Genomic DNA, 18,987 nt, shown 5'->3' with positions numbered 1-18,987 from the left:
GCTTCCCGCTCGCAGGGTGTGGCAAGGGCCCTGCTCTTAACGCCACAGGCTTCCCCCGTCGCGTATGTCTCGCCGATGGGGCCTTTGGCGCCAACCGGGCCTCGTAGCCTGCGCAACAGCACTGCCCGCCTCATCCTCCGGCCACGACGAAGAGTCCGGCGACGCCGAGCGCATAGAGCACCAGCACGATAAGGGAATCGGCCCCCATCCGCGCTATGCGCCGTTGGGGCCGAAAAAGCAGACCCAGCAGGTAAACGACGGTGAGGAGGATCGCCAGGGCCGTGAGATAGATGTCGGTGGCCTGGGCCTGCGGCAGGACCGCCTTGCCGGAGATGAGGACTGCCAGAAGGAAAAGAACCGGAAGGAAGGCGTTTCCGCCAAAAATGTCGCTGACTGCCAGCTTGTAATCACCCTGGCGTACCGAGGCGAGGCCGGTAGAAATTTCCGGCAGGGACGTTGCCAGGGCCAGCACAGTGGCGCCGAAGAGCACACCCGAGAGACCAAGCTGGTCCGCTGCTGCACTGCCGCTTTGTTCAAGCACGACGCCGGCGATCAGGGTGGCGACGGCGGCGACAGCAAAAACAGCAACCGAAGCGCCGGTGCCCTTTGTTTTCGTGGAGTCGTGCTGACTTTTTGCCTTGCTGTGGCCCCTGGGTTCGGACTGGCTTTCCGGGGCCTCGCCTTCCTCCTGCCAGGGAAGGTGTTTCTGCGCACGCTGGACAAGTAACAAACCCACAACCCATACGACTGCGATCAGAACCGCACTCGGCGTCAGGCGCGCGAACACCACTCCTGACGGCATCTGGCTTCCGGCGATGACCACTGCAAGCACCGCGACGACCGTCACGGCCTCGATGACGAGCGTCAAAGACGCAGCCTTATAAGTCAGGGGATGCTTTCCCTTGATGCCGAAGATGTCCAGCACCACCAAGACGACCGTTTGCAACGCAACGCCGCCGAGGATGTTGCCCACAGCCACTTCCAGCTCCCCCGAGATGGCGGCGCTGACGGTGATGGCAAGTTCGGGAAGATTCGTCGCTATGGCCAGGAGGATCAACCCGCCTAAAGCTGAGCCGAGATGGAATCGTTTGTCCAGAATGTCGGTCTTCCTGGAGAGCTGGATGCCAGCGAACCAAATCACGGCCGAGGCGCTGACGAAAATAGCAATCAAAAGCCACAGAGGCAAAGACCCCATCACTACCACGATCCAATCCGGGCTCGCTGACCCACTCACGGAGTATTCAATTGCGCTTACGCAGTGGTATCCCCGGCGGCCTTCGGAACCGCGTCCCACAGCGGGCGTCCCCGGGTGTCACGGCAAGGAGGCCGCGTGAACTTATTTCCATTGCGCTTACGCAATGATAGCGTAAATGCAAGGAACGTCCGTGCCGGCCGCCTGCCGCACATGCCCCTTTAGAAAGGGAAAACCATGGAACAGGGTTCAACAGCCGTCATCCAGTGGCTGTGCTGGACAATCGCCATCGCCAGCGCGGGCACCGCCCTGGTTCGGGCAGGTGCCGCCTCCACGGCGGGACCGCGCGTCGTACGGCAGAACAGCGGCGTCGTCGGCGTGCTCTGGATATTGTGCGCCGCCTCTGCTCTCACCGGCTTCGTCCTCGCCGTTGCCGCAGTCCGGACTGGCAGCTGAACAAAGTACCGCGGTGCGCCGGCGGTCCTCAGCTAGGCAGCCAACTGCTCACGATGACCGTCACGGCCATCGCCGTACGCCGCCGACTGGCCCCCAACACCGGAAGAAGGAGGAAGAACCATGGCAACTGTTAGCGATTTTGTGGTCCAACGCGTCAGGGAATGGGGAGTCAGCCGCATCTTCGCTTTTCCCGGAGACGGGATCGGCGAGTTCGATGGCGCTTTGGAGAAGGCCCAACGCGACGAGGCGGGCCTGAAGTATGTGCGCCCCACACACGAGGAGATCTGCTCGCTGATGGCAACCGCCCACGCCAAATTCACCGGTGAAGTCGGCGTCTGCGTCGCCACCTCCAGCCCCGGCGCCTTCCACATGCTCAACGGCCTCTACGACGCTCAAATGGACAACCAGCCGGTCGTCGCGATCGTCGGCCAGCAGGGGCTGAACGCGCTGGGCACCTTCACCCAGCAGGAGAGCAATCTCGAACGCACGCTGTCGGATGTCGCCGTGTACGTCCAGACGATCGTCTCACCCGAGCAGGCCCAGGCTGTCGTTGACACCGCCTTCCGTACCGCCAGGGTACGGCTGGGCCCGGCCGTGATCATCATCCCCCATGACGTGCAGGGAATGAAGATGCCCGAACTCACTCCGCAGAACTGGGTATCACGCTCCAGTGCCGTAGCCCCGTCCATCTCAATCGTCCCCCCGGAAAGCGAGATCGTGAAGGCCGCCGGCATCATCAATGCTGGCAGTAAAGTCACCTTCATTGTCGGCCACGGCGCAAACGGGGCCACCGACGAGGTCCTCAGGGCCGCCGAGCTCTGCGGTGCCGGCCTGATCACGGCCCTTCGCGCCAAACAAGTGATCCCCTCCGACGTGCCGCACCACTCGCAGCAACTCGGTCTCCTCGGCTCCCTGCCCAGTGCCCACCAGATGAGCGGATGCGACACCCTCGTATTCCTCGGCACCAACTACCCGTACAGCCAGTTCCTGCCCGAGAGCGGACAGGCACGCGCGATCCAAGTCGACCTCAAGCCCGAGCAAATGGGATTGCGCTACCCCACCGAACTCAACCTGTGGGGTGACGTGAAGGCAACCCTCACCGCGCTTATCCCGCATCTGGAGGCGAAAACCGACCTCTCCTGGCAGAACACCGTTGCCGAGGAAATGGTGGAGTGGGAAAACGAGATGGAAGCCCAGGCGATGCTGACCTATCAGGACGGCGTCAACCCCCGACGCGTCTACCACGAATTGAACAAGCGCCTGCCCCCGCAGTCCATCGTCACCGCCGACGCCGGATCCACGGCAGACTGGTACGGCCACCACATCCGACTCCGCCGCGGCATGCTCGGTGATCTTTCCGGACGCCTTGCCAGCATGCTCGCCGCGATGCCTTACGCCACAGCGGCAAAGTTCGCCTATCCGGACCGCCCTGTTATCTGCACCATCGGTGACGGGGCCTTCCAGATGCTCGGCCTGAACGAACTGATCACAATCAAGAAATACCTGCAGGAATGGGAGAATCCGCAGCTGATCATCATGGTGCTGCACAACAACGACCTCACACAGGTGTCCTGGGAAATGCGTACCGAGGACGCCAATCCCGTATGGTCCACCTCACAGGACGTCCTGTCCGTTGACTACGCCGGGTGGGCGGAATTGCTCGGGTTCACCGGCGTCCGGGTCAAGACCGACAGTGAGGTCGCCGGCGCCTGGGACGCCGCATTCGCGCACCGTGGTGTGACCATCATCGACGCCTACACCAGCAGAAACGTCCCTCCCCTTCCCCCGCATATCACCCTTGAATTCGCCAAGCACACCGCAGAAGCCCTCCTCAAGAAAGACCCCGACGCGATCGATGTCATGCGCGACTCCGCCAAGGCTCTCGTCTCCGAAGGAATCGAACGGGTCAAAGGAAAGCTCCACCTCGGCCAGGACCGTGAAGAGAAACAACACTAGGGAACGCCCCGCCGATTCCCCATCCCAGCTCGGCCACCGCCGGGCGCCCAGCAATTCTTCAGGTTATTCATTGCGATAACGCAATTATTGCGCTTAGGCTACATAACATGCTTAGTAATTCGCTTCCGGGCTTTCCCCCTCACGTTTTACGTGAGTACGCAATGGTTGCCGACGGCGCCCGTGCGGCCCTAATAGGCCCCGGTGGGGAAGTGGTGTGGATGTGTGCACCGCAATGGCAGGACGACGCGGTGTTCTCGGGACTCTTGGGCGGCCCCGGAACGTACGCCGTGACGCCTACCGACCCGCACAACGTCTGGGGCGGACAGTACGAGGACGGAACGCTGATCTGGGTGAGCCGGTGGGTAACCGGCTCAGGAATTATTGAATGCCGGGAAGCGCTGGCGTACCCCGGGGATCCAACCCGGGCCGTGCTGCTGCGCCGGATCCGTGCCGCGCGGGGCCAGGTAACCGTGCGGGTGACGTTGGACGCCCGAGCGAACTTCGGCAAGCACAAGATGACCAGGCTTTCCTGTGCCGACGGTCTATGGACCGCGAGCTCCGGAGACCTCAGGATCCGCCTCGGCGGCGCGCCGGGGGCGAAGGCGGGATCGGAAGGACTCGAAGTGGTTCTCCAACTTGCCGAAGGCGAACACCACGATCTGGTTTTGGAAATCTCCAACCGCGAACTGCCCGCGGAGCCCGTGCAGGCCGCTCCGGCGTGGAGCGCGACAGAAAATGCGTGGCACTCGGCAGTCCCCCGCTTCGACAACACCATATCCGCGGACGACTGCCGGCAGTCCTACGCCGTTCTTCGCGGAATGACCGGGGTGGGAGGAGCCATGGTCGCCGCGTCGACCATGGGCCTGCCCGAACGGGCCGGGCAGAAAAGGAACTACGACTACCGCTACGCGTGGATCCGGGATCAGTGCTTTGTCGGCCAGTCGGTGGCGGCCTGCAAGATGTTTCCGCTGCTGGATAGCGCGGTCGGTTTTGTTTCGGCGAGGCTGCTCACGGACGGACCGGAAATGAAGCCGGCCTACACCACCGAGGGGGGCCGGGTCCCGGATGAATGGGATGTTGGGCTGCCCGGCTACCCCGGGGGGTCCGGCAAGGCCGGCAACTGGGTCAATGACCAGTTCCAGCTGGACGCATTCGGGGAGTCCTTGCTGCTGTTCGCCGCCGCTGCGGAGCATGACCGTCTGAACCTCGAGCACTGGAAGGCGGCGGAGATCTGCGCGGAGGCCATCATGGCGCGGTGGCAGGAACCTGACGCGGGCATGTGGGAACTCGACAACAGAAGGTGGGCCCACTCCCGCCTCATCTGCGCCGCCGGGTTGCGCGCCATCGGCCGCAATGCCCCGCCGCAACAGGGGGCCGCGTGGACCTCGCAGGCTGACGCCCTCATTACCGATGTGGCCAACGACTGCCTGCATTCCAGCGGACGGTGGCAACGGGCACCCGACGACGACCGGGTCGATGCGTCCCTGCTTCTCCCGGTAATCCGGGGCGCCCTTCCGGCCGACGATCCCCGGTCCGTGGCCACTCTCAAAGCGATCCGGGACGACCTTGCCCACGACGGGTACCTGTACCGCTTCCGCCAGGACGGACGGCCGCTGGACCAATCCGAAGGCGCCTTCCTGCTGTGCGGCTTCGATATGGCCATGGCCCTCCACCAAAGCGGGGAGACCACGGAAGCGGCTCGCTGGTTCGAAAGAAACCGTGCCGCCTGCGGCTCCCCGGGACTCTTCACAGAGGAGTACGACATCGAACAACGCCAACTCCGGGGGAACTTCCCCCAGGCCTTTGTGCACGCAGCCCTGCTGGAAACATCCCGGCGGCTGGCGGATCCCCCGCCACCATGGCGGGGCCTGAATTCTTGACAGTGAGCACCACCAACCACCTCCGGGCGAGCTTGCCCGGGCGAGGACGAGGAGCACGCATGAACACCTTCAGGGACAAGACAATCGTTGTCACCGGCGCCAGCGGCGGTATCGGGCGGGCCACGGCCATTGCCTTTGGCCGGCATGGTGCCTCCGTCGCCCTGCTGGCGCGCGGCGAGGCAGGGCTTGCCGGTGCAGCCAAAGAAGTCGAAGACTCGGGCGGCCGTGCCCTGACCATCGCGGTGGACACGTCCGACCATGATGCCCTCGACGCGGCAGCAAGCCGCATAGAGCAGGAACTGGGACCGATTGACATCTGGGTCAACGTTGCCTTCACTTCCGTATTCGCCCCCTTCGCCGAGATCAAGCCGGAGGAGTACAAACGCGTCACCGACGTCAGCTACCTGGGATACGTCTACGGAACAATGATCGCGCTGGACCGCATGAAGAAACACAACCGGGGCACCATCGTCCAGGTCGGCTCGGCGCTGGCCTACCGGGGCATCCCGCTCCAGTCCGCCTACTGCGGCGCCAAGCACGCCATCCAGGGCTTCAATGAATCACTTCGCTGCGAATTGCTGCACGACGGGAGTCCGATCAAAACGACCATGGTGCAAATGCCCGCGGTCAACACACCACAGTTCAGCTGGGTGCTTTCCAGACTGCCGAACAAGGCCCAGCCGGTTCCGCCGATCTACCAGCCGGAAGTCGCTGCCCGCGGGGTGCTCTATGCCGCCGCCCATCCGCAGCGCCGGGAGTACTGGGTGGGGGCCAGCACCGCAGCCACCCTGGTGGCGAACGCCGTGGCCCCCGGGCTGCTTGACAGGTACCTGGCCCGGAAAGGATTCGCCTCGCAGCAGAGGCCGCAACGCCGCGACCCGGAACAGCCCGTCAACCTCTGGGAACCGGCCGACGAGGACCGGGATTTCGGCACCCATGGGGCGTTTGATGCCCGCTCGGCGGCGCGGAGCCCCCAACTATGGGCCTCCCACCACCACGGCACCCTCCTTGCGGCTGCCGGTGCCACCGCGTTGGGTCTGTGGGCTTTCGGCGCTTCGCTGCTGGGAAGGACAGGGCGGTGAGGGCGATGGAAGCCACCCGGGCAGCGTACGGACTGTGCCAGCTGGCCTTTCCGGGCATGATCTTCCGCTTGGCGCTCGGACACCAGCCGGACCGGCGGGTTCGCGCAGTGGTCCGTATTCTTGGCGCAAGGCACCTCCTGCAGGCGCTGGTCGTTGGTGCTGCGCCCGCCTCCCGATTGCTGCACCTCGGCGCCGGCGTGGTGGACTCGTTGCACTCGGCCAGCATGGTGGGGTTGGCGGTTACGGATCGGCAGCGCCGCAGGGTCGCCGCGCTGGACGCTGTGATTGCCGGCCTGTTCGCAGGTACGGAATTTGGCCTGAGCGGCCGGATCAGGCCGCGCCGGCCCTCGGCGCTCCCGCCAGCGGCCCGCCGCAAGCGGCGGTGAAACTATGTCGATTCAGCGGTGGAGGTCCAGGGCGAAGCGCCCGTCTTCGGTTTCAGTCTCCCCGGAGGCCTTCGCGAACGCGTTCATGGCCTCGGTCAGGGACTTCCGGGTCTGGGCGGGCAGGTGTTCCAGGACCGCTGCTATCGCTTCACGGCGGTGTGACATGACCTGCTCCACCAGTTGCATGCCCTTGGCGGTGAGGACCAGCTTGGACAGGCGGCGGTCCTGCGGATCCTCTCCCCGTTCAATCAGCCCGGCCTGTACCAGCCTGTCACACGTTCGCGTGGCGTTCGAGGGATGGACCCCCAGTTCGACAGCCACAGCACCGGGGTTTTGCGGCCCGCGGTTCGCGATGAGCACCAGCACCCGCAACTGCGGCGTCGTCACCACGTCTTCTACTTCTGCCACTGACTGCGCGGCGACCCGGAGCAAGACGTTGGCCGCCCGGACCACCGCATCCACCTCACTGCCGCCCAACGGCATGGTCCGCACACCGGCGGCTTGTTCTGCATCTTCTGAATGTGCCACACCACGAGTATCCATCCATCTGTTGCGCAAGTGAAATATTTGCGTCGCGGCAGAACCAGTCTGACGACAAGGAGCGCCATGAAGACACCAGTTACACCCGGGGCAACCGTCCACGGGATAGACCGGATGATCCGCAACGTGGAAACCGGCCACTTCGAGCGGTCCCTTTCCGGGCTTACCGCGATCGGCGCCCTCGTGACCGCCGCAGAAATCTATTTTGAGCATGACAAGGCAAGCTTTGGCAACAAACTGATGTGGATCCCTGTTGCCCTCGGACCGATCGGAGCAGCTGCCGGCGTGGCTGGAGTGTTCAGCAGGCGGATGGCCAAAACGGCGCTCCCCCTGGCCTCCGCAGCGATTGTCGCCAACGGCCTGCAGGGAACATATCTACACGCCCGGGGCATTGCGCAGAAACCCGGCGGGTTTTCGAACTTGAAGTACAACATGGAAATGGGGCCTCCGCTGCTGGCCCCGCTCTTGGTGACTCTGGTGGGCGGCATGGGTCTGCTCGCCGCGGTGCTCAGGAGGGAAAAGTGACGGCCCTGCCGCTGGACCCGAAGGACGGGGGCGGCCGCTTCCCCGGCTTCGATGCCCAGGGGCAGTCCGGGCACTGGGATCAGGTGACGCAAGGCGTCGTCCTGGCACGCCTCGGCCGGCCGGCCGACCTGCGCTTCTTCACCGTCGCGGAGGAGGCAGCAGCGAGGGCGTTGTTTGACCAACTGCTGGACCAGCGCCAGGAACCCCGGGTCCCGGTGGTCAACATGGTCGACTCACGTTTGGCCGAGGACCAGACCGACGGCTGGCACTACGAGGGCATGGAACCGGATCCGGCGGCCTGGCGCAGCACCCTCGCGGCGCTGGACGCCGAGGCCCGGGCACGGAGCGGGAACGCGTTTTGCGAGCTGTCCTGGGATGAGCAGGAAGACCTCCTGACGGACATTCACCACGCCGAACAGTGGCGGGGGCGGCAGGCATCCCAGGTGTGGAGCCTCTGGACCCGGTATGCGTGCACGGCCTTCTACTCGCATCCCCTGGCCTGGGATGAGATTGGTTTTGCCGGGCCCGCTTATCCACGCGGATACAAGAATCTTGGACTGGACGCCCGTGAGCCTTTCGAAGTGGCGGATGCCCGCCCCGGACAGGATCCGGCCAGTCCCAAAACAAAATCCAGGAAAGGGAGGCGGCACTGATGGCGCCGGTGAGGGATCGGAATGCCTCTGCATGGCTCTTGCCTCCCGTACCGGGAACAAATCATGCCATGCGCACCGACATGGCGCGGTTCCGGGACGAGGACGAGGTTGACATAGTGATAGTCGGCTGCGGCGCGGGCGGTTCTACCCTGCTGCAGCGTCTGGCCCGCGCCGGCTGGAAGGCCGTGGCCCTGGACGCGGGCCCGTTTTGGGACCCGGAGCGCGACTGGGTCAGCGACGAGGCGGCCTCGCATCACCTGTACTGGACGGAACCACGGGTAATTTCCGGGGACGATCCGGTGCCGCTTGGCTCAAACAACTCGGGCCGCGGCGTGGGCGGCTCCATGGTGCACTATGCCGGTTACACCCCCAGATTCCATCCCAGTGACTTTCACACCTACCGGGCCGACGGCGTGGGCGCCGACTGGCCCTTCGAGTACGAGGATCTTAAGTCGTATTACGAGGACATCGAAGGCGAACTTCCGGTGGCCGGGGAACACTGGCCGTGGGGCGATCCACACTCGTATCCGCACCGCCCGCATCCCGTCTCCGGGAACGGTGAGCTCTTCCTGCGCGGCGCACTGGCCTGCGGTATCACCGCGAAGGTCGGCCCAGTCGCGATCTCCAACGGCCGCTTCGGCAACCGGCCACACTGCATCTACCGCGGCTTCTGCCTGCAGGGCTGCAAGGTCAACGCAAAAGCCTCACCCCTGATCACCCATATCCCGGATGCCCTGCACCACGGCGCAGAAGTACGGGCTGACTCGATGGTGACCAGGATTGAAGTGGACGACACCACGGGCAAAGCCACCGGCGTACACTACGTCCGCCACGGCCGCACGCGCTTCCAGCGCGCCCGAATCGTCGCCGTCGCCGGCTACTCCATCGAGACCCCCCGCCTGCTGCTCAACTCCACCTCCAAGCGTTTCCCGGACGGGTTAGCCAACGACTTCGACCAGGTGGGGAGGTACCTGATGGTCCAGGGGGCACCCCAGACGGCGGGCCGGTTCGACGCTGAAGTGCGGATGTGGAAGGCGCCCCCACCGGAGGTCAGCACGGAGGACTTCTACGAAACGGACCCTTCCAAGCCGTACAAGCGCGGGTTCTCTATACAGACAGTGTCACCGCTGCCCATCACCTGGGCCGAGCACGTCGCCACCCAGGGGCACTGGGGAGGAAAGCTGCGCGCATACATGAGCGACTACGTGCACTGGGCCTGCCTTGGCGCCCTGTGTGAATTCCTGCCGCAGGCGGATAACCGCGTCACCCTGGCACAGGAAAAGGACCGAAACGCGATGCCGGTAGCGCACTTCCACTACTCCCAGTGCGAAAACGACCGCCGACTGATGGGCGCCGCACAGGACGTCATGGAGAAGATCCTTAAGGCCGCCGGGGCCGATGAGGTCATCACCATCAAGCGCTACGCGCATTTGGTGGGCGGGGCCAGGATGGCGGCGGACGAGCGCCACGGCGTCGTGAACGCGGAGTGCCGCAGCTTCGCCGTGCCCAACCTCTACATCACGGACGGCAGCGTGCTGCCCACCCAAGGAAGCGCCAACCCGGCATTGACCATCATGGCGGTCGCAGCGCGCGCCGCTGAACGGCTGATCGCGGGCGGGGCCAACAATGCGGCCTGAGCGAACTACCGGCCGCGTATCCGGGCCGCCGCCACCCAAGGAACGGACCATGCCAGAACCACAGTCCGAAGATTACCTGCTGAACCGATCTCGGGAAGCTAGAACCACACTGCAGGTATTCCTCCCGCACAGGAAAGGCTGAGCCATGCGCGCCACGGGAACCAGACCCGATCCGGCCCTCACCGGCCTGGACGTCAGCACTTACACGATTCCCACCGATATCCCCGAGGCAGACGGCACCTTCGCCTGGGACGCCACCACGATGGTGGTGGTCCGGACCAGCGCCGGCGGCTGCGAAGGGCTTGGCTGGACCTACGCTCCACCCTCGTGCGCCCAGCTGATCACAGGATTGCTGGCGCCAGCCGTCTCCGGACGGTCTGCGTGGGATACCGGAGGAGCCGCGCTGGCGATGCTGCAGGCCGTGCGCAATACCGGCCGCAGCGGGCTCGCCGGCTACGCGATCTCCGCGGTGGACTGTGCCCTGTGGGACTTGAAGGCACGCCTGCTTGACCTTCCCCTCTACCGCCTCCTGGGAGCGGTGCGCGACGAGGTCGATATTTACGGCAGCGGCGGGTTCACCACCTACTCCCGCCAGCAACTGGAGGACCAGCTGGGCGGCTGGGTGCACGGCCAGCACATCCCACGGGTCAAAATAAAGATCGGACAGGACCGGGGGAACGCCATTCCCCGGGATTTGGAGCGCATTCATCAGGCCAGAACCGCCATAGGAGACGACGCTGAGCTGTTCGTTGACGCCAATGGTGCCTACACGGCAAAACAAGCGGTGAGGGTTTACGAAGCGGCCGGCGACTCCAGGTTGGCGTGGTTTGAAGAGCCTGTCTCCTCCGACCACCTGGCCGGCCTGCGGACCGTCAGGGAGGCGATAGCTGCCGACGTCGCCGCGGGTGAATACGGTACAGACGTGTTCTACTTCGAGCGCCTGTGCCGGGCCGAAGCCGTCGACTGCGTCCAGCTGGATGTGTCGCGCTGCGGCGGTATCACCCAATGGCTGCGCATCGCCTCCCTTGTGGCAGCGTACGGGCTTCAGGTGTCCGGCCACTGCGCACCTAACCTAAGCGCCCACGTCGCCGCCGCGACAGAAAACTTCCGGCATCTGGAGTGGTTCCACGACCACGTACGAATCGAACGGACGTTCTTCGACGGGACCCTGGACCCCACCGGCGGAGCAATCGCACCGGATGCCAACTCCTCAGGCAACGGCCTCGCGTTCCGCTGGGAGGCCGTCGAAAAGTACCGGGTGGGGTAGGCGCCGCAACACCGCAGACAGTCCGCAAGGAGGATATCGCTGATGCCGGCACGAGCGAGGGCCGCAGCACCGACCGGCCATTCCCGAGGCCACTCATTTCCGGCTCTATGCGGTGACCGCAGTGACCGCAGTGACCGCAACGGGGTAGTCAGCCTCAGAACACGGAACCGAGACAAAGGAGCCCGGGCTGCGGCCGAAGCAGGAAACAGACTGAGCCATGGCTGATACCGATACCCCTGACGCCCGCGCCGAGCACCGGTGGCCAGCGGTGATTGGACTGCTCGTCGCGCTGGGCCTTTATGCCGCGCTGCCCAGCTCCTTCCTTCCGTGGCTCAGGTATACGGTGGTCGGCGTTGGTCTGACGATGCTGATCCCGCTCGTGCACCTGAATCCGCACCGGTTCCACAGGGAAACGCGGCGGTCAAAAAACGTTGCTACCGGCCAGGCGCTGCTTCTGGTCGCCGCGAACGAGGTGGCCCTGGTACAGGTGGTCATCCGGCTCACCACTTCGGGCAACAGCGATGGCCCTGTAATCCTGTTTGCTGCACTGCAGATCTGGGTCACCAACATCATTGCGTTCGCCCTGGCTTTCTGGGAGATGGACCGAGGTGGCCCTGTTACCCGCCGCCACGCCGAACGCGAGGACATGCCGCCAGCAGACTTCCGGTTCCCTCAAGACGAGGACCGAGACGCCATTGAGGAGGTCGCTGCGAGGTCCTCCGAGCGGACCGGGTGGGTCGCATCGTTCATCGATTACGCATACTTCTCGCTATCCAATTCCATGGCCTTTAGCCCCACCGACACCATGCCGTTGTCTGCGCGGGCAAAAGCCATGATGGGCGTGGAGGCAGCCGGAGCATTCGTCCTTCTGGCCCTCGTCATCTCCCGGGCCGTTTCGCTTCTCAGCTGAACGCACGCTCCTTCCGGCACGAGCAAGAACCCGACGGCCACAAAGTCGTCAAGGCTCAACACGAGACGTTGAGGCGGAACTCAACTACACGTTGAAGCGGAACTCCACCACGTCGCCGTCGGCCATCACGTATTCCTTGCCTTCAATGCGGACCTTGCCGCGGGCCTTGGCCTCGGCCATGGAGCCGGCCTCGATGAGGTCGTCGAAGGAGACAACCTCGGCCTTGATGAAGCCACGCTGGAAGTCGGAGTGGATTACGCCGGCGGCCTGCGGTGCGGTGTCGCCGCGGTGGATGGTCCAGGCGCGGGTCTCTTTGGGTCCGGCGGTCAGGTAGGTCTGCAGGCCCAGCGTGTGGAACCCGACGCGCGCCAGCTGGTCAAGGCCGGACTCGTCCTGGCCGTTCATTTCCAGCATTTCGCGGGCTTCTTCCTCGTCCAGCTCGACGAGGTCCGATTCGAGCTTGGCGTCCAGGAAGATGCAGTCGGCCGGGGCCACGAGGGCGCGCAGCTCTTCCTGCTTTTCCGGGCTGCCCAGGATGCCTTCGTCGGCGTTGAAAACGTAGATGAACGGCTTGGCCGTGAGCAGGCCAAGCTCCTTGAGGTGCCCCATCTCCAGCTTGTCGCTCTTGATCGAGGAGAAGATAGTGTCGCCGCGCTCCAGCACGGCCTGCGCGGCCTGGACGGCAGCGAGTTCGGCGGCTTCCCGCTTCTTGATCTTGACTTCTTTTTCGATCCGGGGGACGGCCTTCTCGATGGTCTGGAGGTCGGCGAGGATCAGCTCGGTGTTGATCGTTTCCATGTCCGAACGGGGATCGACCTTGCCGTCGACGTGGATGACGTCGGGGTCATCGAAGACGCGGACCACCTGGGCGATGGCCTCGGCCTCGCGGATGTTGGCGAGGAACTGGTTGCCCAGGCCTTCACCCTCGGACGCGCCCTTGACGATGCCCGCGATGTCCACGAAGGACACGGCAGCGGGGAGCAGGCGTGCGGACCCGAAGATGGCCGCCAGCTTCTCGAGCCGCGGGTCCGGCAGGTTCACGACGCCGACATTGGGCTCGATCGTGGCGAACGGATAGTTCGCTGCGAGCACCTGGTTGCGGGTCAGTGCGTTGAAAAGGGTTGATTTGCCGACGTTGGGCAGTCCGACGATGCCAATAGTAAGAGCCACGAGTATAGATTCTACCGGTAAACGCCCTCACCCCTTGCGGCCTTGGGACCACGCGCGCGGCCGGCCCCGGTCCGGATCCGCATCAGCCGAGGTTCGGCGGGCAGGCTCCCCGCACCCCGCCCAGTGCGTCCTGGCTAAAACTGTCGGAGCTGCGTGCCAGAGTGAAGGCATGGACGCTTTCGCACTAATTCTTGCCCTGCTGATGCTCTTGATCGGCGCCGTAGCCGGGGCCGGCTTTGCCTTCGTGGTGTTGCGGCGCCGCAGCGCTGCCCTTGAACAGGACTTCGACGGCGTTTCGGCTCGTCTCTCCGAGGTGAACGCCCGGTATGCCGCCGCCGACGCCGAACGTCGCCTTCTCGCGGCCCAAAACCGGGAGCTGGGCGATGCCAGGACGCAGGATGGCAGCGTCCTCCGCGCCCTGGCACCCGTGGCGGAGAAGCTGACAGCTGTCCAGCAGCAGGTGTCGCTCCTGGAACGTGACCGGCTCGAGCAGTACGGGCAGCTTGCCCAGCAGCTCCAGGAGGCCAGGCTCTCCGACGAACAGCTGCTGAAGTCAACGCATGCGCTCGAGTCGGCGCTGCGGTCCAACAGCGCCCGCGGCCAGTGGGGCGAGGTGCAGCTCCGCCGCGTCGTGGAGGCGGCCGGGATGCTGCGCCATGTGGATTTCCATGAGCAACTGCATAGCTCCGGTTCCGACACCACGGTTCGGCCGGACCTCGTGGTCCAGCTCCCGGGTGACAAGCAGCTCGTCGTGGATGCGAAAGTGCCGCTGACCGCGTACCTGGAGGCACAGGAGCTTGGCAGCCAGCCGGGCGGCCGGGGCGCAGGAACGGCGGGCAACCAGCAGGCCCTGCTCGCTACCCATGCGAAGGCCCTCAAGGCCCACGTGGACGCGCTGAGCAACAAGAAGTACTGGGACATTCCCGGCAACGCGCCAGAATTGGTGGTCTGCTTCCTGCCCGCCGAATCGATTCTGGCGGCCGCACTCACCGCCGATTCCGCCCTGCTGGACTATGCCCTGTCCAAGAATGTTGTCCTGGCCTCGCCGGGGACCCTGCTGGCAGTCCTCAAGTCTGTGGCGTTCACGTGGCGGCAGGATGTGCTGACGGACAGCGCGCGCGAGCTCTTCGAACTGGCGCAGCAGCTGTACGAGCGGATGGGAACACTGGGCGACAACGTCACCAAGCTGGGCTCGTCGCTGAAGACGTCGGTGGACCGCTACAACTCCCTGGTCGGCACCCTCGAGGCCCGGGTCCTGCCGACCGCGCGCAAGCTGAATGCCCTGGATGCCGCTAGCCTAGCCACACCCATCACCGTTGAGGCGACACCCCGTTCGGTGGCCGCACCGGAGCTGCAACAGGGCATCGCCACAGGGGACGCAGCCGCCGCAGAGGAATCCGACGACGACGCCGCGGAAGAGTCGGCAGCCTAGGGCTGCCCGGGGTAAGGGCCGCCCGGCCCGGTAGGAGCTGCCCGGCCACGTCTGCCCGGCGGTACTAGTCGGTCGGGCGGGCGCCGCGGCCGCCGAGGGCACGCGAGACGTCCCCGGCCCGCTTCAGGGTGGCGCGGAGTTCCTTTGGCAGGGAGAAGAGCAGGTCTTCCTCCGCCGTGACGACTTCCTCAACGCTGCCGTAGCCGTAGTCGGCGAGCAGCCGCAGGACGTCCTTCACGAGGACCTCCGGCACGGACGCCCCCGAGGTCACGCCGACGGTCGCCACGCCCTCAAACCAGGACTCGTCGACTTCGTTGGCGAAATCGACCCGGTAGGAGGCCTTGGCACCGTATTCCAGTGCCACCTCAACAAGGCGGACGGAGTTCGAGGAGTTAGCCGAACCGACAACGATCACCAGGTCAGCCTGGGGCGAGATCTTTTTGATGGCCACCTGGCGGTTGGTGGTGGCGTAGCAGATATCGTCGCTGGGCGGATCCTGCAGGGTGGGGAACCGTTCCTTGAGCAGGCGGACGGTCTCCATGGTCTCGTCAACGCTCAAGGTGGTCTGGGAAAGCCAGATGACCTTCTCCGGATCCCGGACCGTCACCTTGTCGACCTCATGCGGGCCGTTGATGATCTGGATGTGTTCCGGAGCTTCACCCGCGGTCCCTTCGACTTCCTCGTGGCCGTCGTGGCCAATCAGGAGGATGTCGAAATCGTCCTTGGCGAAGCGCACGGCCTCGCGGTGCACCTTGGTCACCAGCGGGCAAGTGGCGTCGATGGTCCGCAGCCCGCGGTCCTCGGCGGACTGCACCACGGCCGGGGAGACTCCGTGCGCGGAGAAGATGACCAGGGCCCCTTCCGGGACCTCGTCGGTCTCGTCCACGAAGATGGCGCCCTTTTCCTCCAGGGAGCTGACCACGTGGACGTTGTGGACGATCTGCTTGCGCACATAAACCGGCGGACCGTAGTGCTCAAGGGCCTTTTCCACCGCGATGACGGCCCGGTCGACGCCGGCGCAGTAGCCGCGGGGAGCGGCCAGGAGGACCTTCTTCGCCCCGGTCACGGGAGCCGCCGCCAACACTTCCTCCGGCGATCGCCGGCGGCGCGGGACGGAGGGCATCGGGATGGATACAGCGGTGGAGGTCATGCCCCCAATGCTACCGGTGTTCGCTGTGGCCGGTCATTTCAGGCCTTGCGGCGGCCGGCGACTACCCGAAGGATGAGCCCGGAGGCCAGGAGCACCCCGCCGGCCACGAGTGCCACCACTATCCACTGACCAAAGCCGGCGGTGGAGGCGGCCACAAATTCGCGCTTGAAGAGGTCCGCAACCTCGTTGCCGCTCCCGGTCCCCTGGACCATATTGCCGGCCGCGTCCGAACCCAGTTTCCACACCCCGGCCAGCACCAGGGCGCCCAGGCCGACGCCCGCCAGGACCGTCCATTTCCGCCGGGCCGCGACAAAAGCCAGGACGAAGGCGATGGCCGCGCCCACAGCCACGGCAGATCCCATCGGCGCGTACGCGGAAACCCGTTCGATGAGCTGGCGCTGGTTGGACTGGCCGATGTTGATTCGCACCGTGTCCGGCGCCTTCAGCGGTACCGGCGAGGCGTCCGAGACCCGCTTGACCACCAGGCCCACCAGCGGGGCGACATCGAGGGTCAGGGAGGAGGTGCCGTCCACCTCGGGCGGCAGCGTCCGGGGGTCGGCGAAGCTGAGCCGGTGGCTCCTGCGCAGGGTCTCAGCCCACGCGTCCGAGTATCCGGGCGCGGAGGTCAGGGACTGGGCCGCCTCGGCAAGAATGGGTTTGACCAGGCCCGTGACCGCGTCGGGCAGTTGCCGGCCGCCCAGATTGATACCGTTCACGGCGGCGGTGGCCAGCCTCTGCTGGAATGCCGGGTCCTTCCCCAACGGTGCGGTGAGGGCGACGAACCCGTCTTCCTGGACGATATTCCGGTCCACCCACATGGCCGGGACGGCGACAGCCGCCATGGCAAGGCCGATCAGCACAGCAACGGCCGAGACAAAAGTGCGCACGAAAGTCTCCTAGGAGGGTTGGGAGTAGAGCCATCCTACGGTGGCGCCGCGGCGAACCGGAAAGCAGCGGGCCAAAACGTCCGGCCCTGCTGGTAAAGCTATGGATAGAGTTGAAGCAGCTCCCCGCCTCCAGCAAAGGACTCCGCACCCCATGCACCAGCACATGCACCAGCTCACGGACCAGGCGCGCCGCGCCTGCGGTTACCGGCATGTCTGAAGATACCGCTGCGGCCACCACCCTGCCGGCGACCGCGGCCGAGACCAGCCCGGACAACCCCTGGCCGCTGCAGCTGCTGTCGCAGAAACTGAAGATGCACATCGACCGTGCGCCCTCGGCCTGGGTCGAGGGCCAGGTCATCGAACTCAACCGGCGCGGCACGAACGCCTACCTGACGCTGCGCGACATCGACGCGGAAATCTCGCTGCCGGCCTCGGTCTGGACCAACGTCCTGGACCGGCAGGCTACCCCGCTGGAACGCGGGTCCCGGGTGGTGGCGCTGCTGAAGTCCGAGTTCTGGCTAAAAACCGGCCGGCTCAACATGTCCGTCAAGGACATCCGGCCCGTGGGGTTGGGTGACCTGCTGGCTCGCATTGAGCGGCTGCGCCAGGCGCTGGCGGCCGAGGGTCTCTTCGCCGACTCCCGCAAGAAACGCCTGCCGCTCCTCCCCCACCGGATCGGCCTGATCACCGGCCGCGACTCAGATGCGAAGAAGGATGTGCTGCGCAACGCCGCCCTCCGCTGGCCCGCTGTCGAATTTGAGATCCGTGAAGTAGCCGTCCAGGGCAATACCGCCGTGGCCCAGGTGGTCCGTGCGCTGCAGGAACTGGACTCCCAGCCGGAGGTGGACGTCATTGTCATCGCCCGCGGCGGCGGGGCGCTGGAGGACCTGCTCCCGTTCAGCAGCGAGGAACTCATCCGGGCCGTCGCGGCCGCGGCCACCCCGATTGTCAGCGCGATCGGCCATGAGGCGGACCGGCCCGTCCTCGACGACGTCGCGGACCTGCGCGCCTCAACGCCCACCGATGCGGCCAAGCGGATCGTGCCGGATGTTGTGGAGGAACTGGCGCGGGTGCGGCAAGCCCGCGAGCAGCTTCGCCGCGGAGTCACCCGGCTGGTCGAGCGGGAAACGGACCGGCTCGCGTCGCTCCGCTCGCGGCCTGTCCTGGCATCGCCCGAGGGCATGGTGACGGCCCGGCACGACGACGTCGAACGGCTCAAGGGCCGCTCCCATGCGGCCGTCAACACCGCCGTCGTCCGGGCCGCGGACCAGCTGGTGCATCTCAAAGCCCAGGTTCGCGCCCTCTCGCCGCAAAAGACCCTGGACCGCGGCTACGCCGTCGTGCAGCTCGACGACGGTACGTCCGTGCCGGGAACCCGCCATGACGTCGTCCGGGACCCCAGCCAGGCGCCGGCCGGTACAGCCCTCACGGTGCGGGTGGCGGGTGGCAGGTTCACAGCCCAGTCCACCGGCGGCGGGGAAGCCAGCGGGGACTGACCGGCCGCCAAACCGCGGGAACCCCGAACCAGCACCGAAGCATCGCCTAACCGGCAACCATACGTATAGAGGAGCAACACCATGGCAGCAGAAAACACGGCATCCCCCACCCCGGAGACGGACCTCGACGGACTCAGCTACGAGGACGCCCGCGAACAACTCGTCGGCGTGGTGAGCCGGCTCGAGGCCGGCGGCGCCAGCCTCGAAGAATCCCTCGCCCTCTGGGAGCGCGGCGAAGCCCTGGCAAAGCGCTGCGAGCAATGGCTCGAAGGAGCCCGCAAGCGCCTCGCCGCAGCCCGGGACCAAGCGGGCCAGGCCGGCCAGGAAGCCTGACAGGAGCCCTGGACAGGGCCGGACAGGAAGCCGGC

The 18,987-nt window shown here is 65.6% G+C and carries 18 protein-coding genes; 13 read left to right on the top strand and 5 right to left on the bottom strand.

The window, feature by feature from the left end; all coding sequences use genetic code 11:
- Positions 1-130: 130 nt before the first annotated feature.
- The gene (locus AC1DBE_RS09945) at positions 131-1,195 is read right to left on the bottom strand and encodes a sodium:calcium antiporter (protein WP_476970409.1); all 1,065 of its coding nucleotides are present in this window, start codon (positions 1,193-1,195) and stop codon (positions 131-133) included.
- Between the two features lie 234 nt (positions 1,196-1,429).
- On the opposite strand from AC1DBE_RS09945, the gene AC1DBE_RS09940 reads away from it, so the two are divergent.
- The 5 genes from AC1DBE_RS09940 (at position 1,430) to AC1DBE_RS09920 (ending at position 6,952) form a co-directional block, all read left to right on the top strand.
- Positions 1,430-1,648, top strand: a complete 219-nt coding sequence (locus AC1DBE_RS09940; RefSeq protein ID WP_476970394.1) for a hypothetical protein — start codon at positions 1,430-1,432, stop codon at positions 1,646-1,648.
- A gap of 120 nt (positions 1,649-1,768) precedes the next feature.
- Complete coding sequence (locus AC1DBE_RS09935) at positions 1,769-3,604, top strand: thiamine pyrophosphate-requiring protein (protein WP_476970393.1); 1,836 nt, start codon at positions 1,769-1,771, stop codon at positions 3,602-3,604.
- A 107-nt stretch (positions 3,605-3,711) separates the two neighbouring features.
- Positions 3,712-5,484, top strand: coding sequence for a glycoside hydrolase family 15 protein (locus AC1DBE_RS09930; protein ID WP_476880120.1), 1,773 nt, complete (start codon positions 3,712-3,714; stop codon positions 5,482-5,484).
- A gap of 59 nt (positions 5,485-5,543) precedes the next feature.
- A complete protein-coding gene (locus AC1DBE_RS09925; RefSeq protein WP_476970392.1) occupies positions 5,544-6,566 on the top strand; it encodes an SDR family oxidoreductase in 1,023 nt (340 codons plus the stop codon).
- The gene (locus AC1DBE_RS09920) at positions 6,563-6,952 is read left to right on the top strand and encodes a hypothetical protein (RefSeq protein WP_476970391.1); all 390 of its coding nucleotides are present in this window, start codon (positions 6,563-6,565) and stop codon (positions 6,950-6,952) included. Before AC1DBE_RS09925 ends, AC1DBE_RS09920 begins: the two co-directional genes overlap by 4 nt.
- A 12-nt stretch (positions 6,953-6,964) precedes the next feature.
- Here AC1DBE_RS09920 and AC1DBE_RS09915 read toward each other — a convergent pair whose 3' ends face one another.
- Positions 6,965-7,480 carry a MarR family winged helix-turn-helix transcriptional regulator gene (locus tag AC1DBE_RS09915; RefSeq protein ID WP_476970390.1) on the bottom strand — a complete coding sequence of 172 codons (516 nt, stop codon included), beginning with the start codon at positions 7,478-7,480 and terminating at the stop codon, positions 6,965-6,967.
- A gap of 78 nt (positions 7,481-7,558) precedes the next feature.
- Here AC1DBE_RS09915 and AC1DBE_RS09910 point away from each other — a divergent pair, with 78 nt between their 5' ends.
- From AC1DBE_RS09910 to AC1DBE_RS09890, 5 genes are all read left to right on the top strand, one after another.
- Positions 7,559-8,017 (top strand): hypothetical protein, encoded by a 459-nt coding sequence (locus AC1DBE_RS09910; protein ID WP_476970389.1) that lies wholly within the window; start codon positions 7,559-7,561, stop codon positions 8,015-8,017.
- Positions 8,014-8,670, top strand: a complete 657-nt coding sequence (locus tag AC1DBE_RS09905; protein ID WP_476970388.1) for a gluconate 2-dehydrogenase subunit 3 family protein — start codon at positions 8,014-8,016, stop codon at positions 8,668-8,670. Before AC1DBE_RS09910 ends, AC1DBE_RS09905 begins: the two co-directional genes overlap by 4 nt.
- A 68-nt stretch (positions 8,671-8,738) precedes the next feature.
- Positions 8,739-10,307: a GMC family oxidoreductase gene (locus AC1DBE_RS09900; RefSeq protein ID WP_476970387.1), complete on the top strand. Its 1,569-nt coding sequence runs from the start codon at positions 8,739-8,741 to the stop codon at positions 10,305-10,307.
- 145 nt (positions 10,308-10,452) lie between these two features.
- On the top strand, positions 10,453-11,574 hold the full coding sequence (locus AC1DBE_RS09895; protein WP_476970386.1) for an enolase C-terminal domain-like protein: 1,122 nt from the start codon (positions 10,453-10,455) through the stop codon (positions 11,572-11,574).
- 217 nt (positions 11,575-11,791) lie between these two features.
- On the top strand, positions 11,792-12,484 hold the full coding sequence (locus AC1DBE_RS09890) for a hypothetical protein (RefSeq protein ID WP_476879425.1): 693 nt from the start codon (positions 11,792-11,794) through the stop codon (positions 12,482-12,484).
- 84 nt (positions 12,485-12,568) lie between these two features.
- On the opposite strand, the gene ychF is transcribed toward AC1DBE_RS09890, so the two are convergent.
- Positions 12,569-13,654: a redox-regulated ATPase YchF gene (gene ychF, locus AC1DBE_RS09885; protein ID WP_476879426.1), complete on the bottom strand. Its 1,086-nt coding sequence runs from the start codon at positions 13,652-13,654 to the stop codon at positions 12,569-12,571.
- 169 nt (positions 13,655-13,823) lie between these two features.
- On the opposite strand from ychF, the gene AC1DBE_RS09880 reads away from it, so the two are divergent.
- The gene (locus tag AC1DBE_RS09880) at positions 13,824-15,086 is read left to right on the top strand and encodes a DNA recombination protein RmuC (RefSeq protein ID WP_476879427.1); all 1,263 of its coding nucleotides are present in this window, start codon (positions 13,824-13,826) and stop codon (positions 15,084-15,086) included.
- 64 nt (positions 15,087-15,150) lie between these two features.
- Here the strand turns inward: AC1DBE_RS09880 and AC1DBE_RS09875 are convergent, their stop codons facing one another.
- Positions 15,151-16,236, bottom strand: a complete 1,086-nt coding sequence (locus AC1DBE_RS09875) for a 4-hydroxy-3-methylbut-2-enyl diphosphate reductase (protein ID WP_476970385.1) — start codon at positions 16,234-16,236, stop codon at positions 15,151-15,153.
- 38 nt (positions 16,237-16,274) lie between these two features.
- Positions 16,275-17,123, bottom strand: a complete 849-nt coding sequence (locus AC1DBE_RS09870) for a hypothetical protein (RefSeq protein ID WP_476970384.1) — start codon at positions 17,121-17,123, stop codon at positions 16,275-16,277.
- A gap of 209 nt (positions 17,124-17,332) precedes the next feature.
- On the opposite strand from AC1DBE_RS09870, the gene xseA reads away from it, so the two are divergent.
- Together xseA and AC1DBE_RS09860 are read left to right on the top strand one after the other, a co-directional pair.
- Positions 17,333-18,619, top strand: a complete 1,287-nt coding sequence (gene xseA, locus AC1DBE_RS09865; protein ID WP_476970383.1) for an exodeoxyribonuclease VII large subunit — start codon at positions 17,333-17,335, stop codon at positions 18,617-18,619.
- 81 nt (positions 18,620-18,700) lie between these two features.
- On the top strand, positions 18,701-18,952 hold the full coding sequence (locus tag AC1DBE_RS09860; RefSeq protein ID WP_476879431.1) for an exodeoxyribonuclease VII small subunit: 252 nt from the start codon (positions 18,701-18,703) through the stop codon (positions 18,950-18,952).
- Positions 18,953-18,987: the final 35 nt, after the last annotated feature.

The organism is Arthrobacter sp. 10T416 (assembly GCF_056394165.1).
Note: the sequence above shows the minus strand (reverse complement) of the source record. Positions and strands in the feature narration are given on the sequence as shown.

Excerpts from the sequence above, each read along its gene's own strand:
- AC1DBE_RS09945 (WP_476970409.1), bottom strand. The coding sequence starts at position 1,195 with ATGGGGTCTTTGCCTCTGTGGCTTTTGATTGCTATTTTCGTCAGCGCC.
- AC1DBE_RS09880 (WP_476879427.1), top strand. The coding sequence starts at position 13,824 with ATGGACGCTTTCGCACTAATTCTTGCCCTGCTGATGCTCTTGATCGGC.
- AC1DBE_RS09930 (WP_476880120.1), top strand. The coding sequence starts at position 3,712 with ATGCTTAGTAATTCGCTTCCGGGCTTTCCCCCTCACGTTTTACGTGAG.
- AC1DBE_RS09910 (WP_476970389.1), top strand. The coding sequence starts at position 7,559 with ATGAAGACACCAGTTACACCCGGGGCAACCGTCCACGGGATAGACCGG.
- AC1DBE_RS09900 (WP_476970387.1), top strand. The coding sequence starts at position 8,739 with ATGCGCACCGACATGGCGCGGTTCCGGGACGAGGACGAGGTTGACATA.
- AC1DBE_RS09860 (WP_476879431.1), top strand. The coding sequence starts at position 18,701 with ATGGCAGCAGAAAACACGGCATCCCCCACCCCGGAGACGGACCTCGAC.
- AC1DBE_RS09935 (WP_476970393.1), top strand. The coding sequence starts at position 1,769 with ATGGCAACTGTTAGCGATTTTGTGGTCCAACGCGTCAGGGAATGGGGA.
- AC1DBE_RS09940 (WP_476970394.1), top strand. The coding sequence starts at position 1,430 with ATGGAACAGGGTTCAACAGCCGTCATCCAGTGGCTGTGCTGGACAATC.
- AC1DBE_RS09875 (WP_476970385.1), bottom strand. The coding sequence starts at position 16,236 with ATGACCTCCACCGCTGTATCCATCCCGATGCCCTCCGTCCCGCGCCGC.
- AC1DBE_RS09890 (WP_476879425.1), top strand. The coding sequence starts at position 11,792 with ATGGCTGATACCGATACCCCTGACGCCCGCGCCGAGCACCGGTGGCCA.
- xseA (WP_476970383.1), top strand. The coding sequence starts at position 17,333 with ATGTCTGAAGATACCGCTGCGGCCACCACCCTGCCGGCGACCGCGGCC.
- AC1DBE_RS09925 (WP_476970392.1), top strand. The coding sequence starts at position 5,544 with ATGAACACCTTCAGGGACAAGACAATCGTTGTCACCGGCGCCAGCGGC.
- AC1DBE_RS09895 (WP_476970386.1), top strand. The coding sequence starts at position 10,453 with ATGCGCGCCACGGGAACCAGACCCGATCCGGCCCTCACCGGCCTGGAC.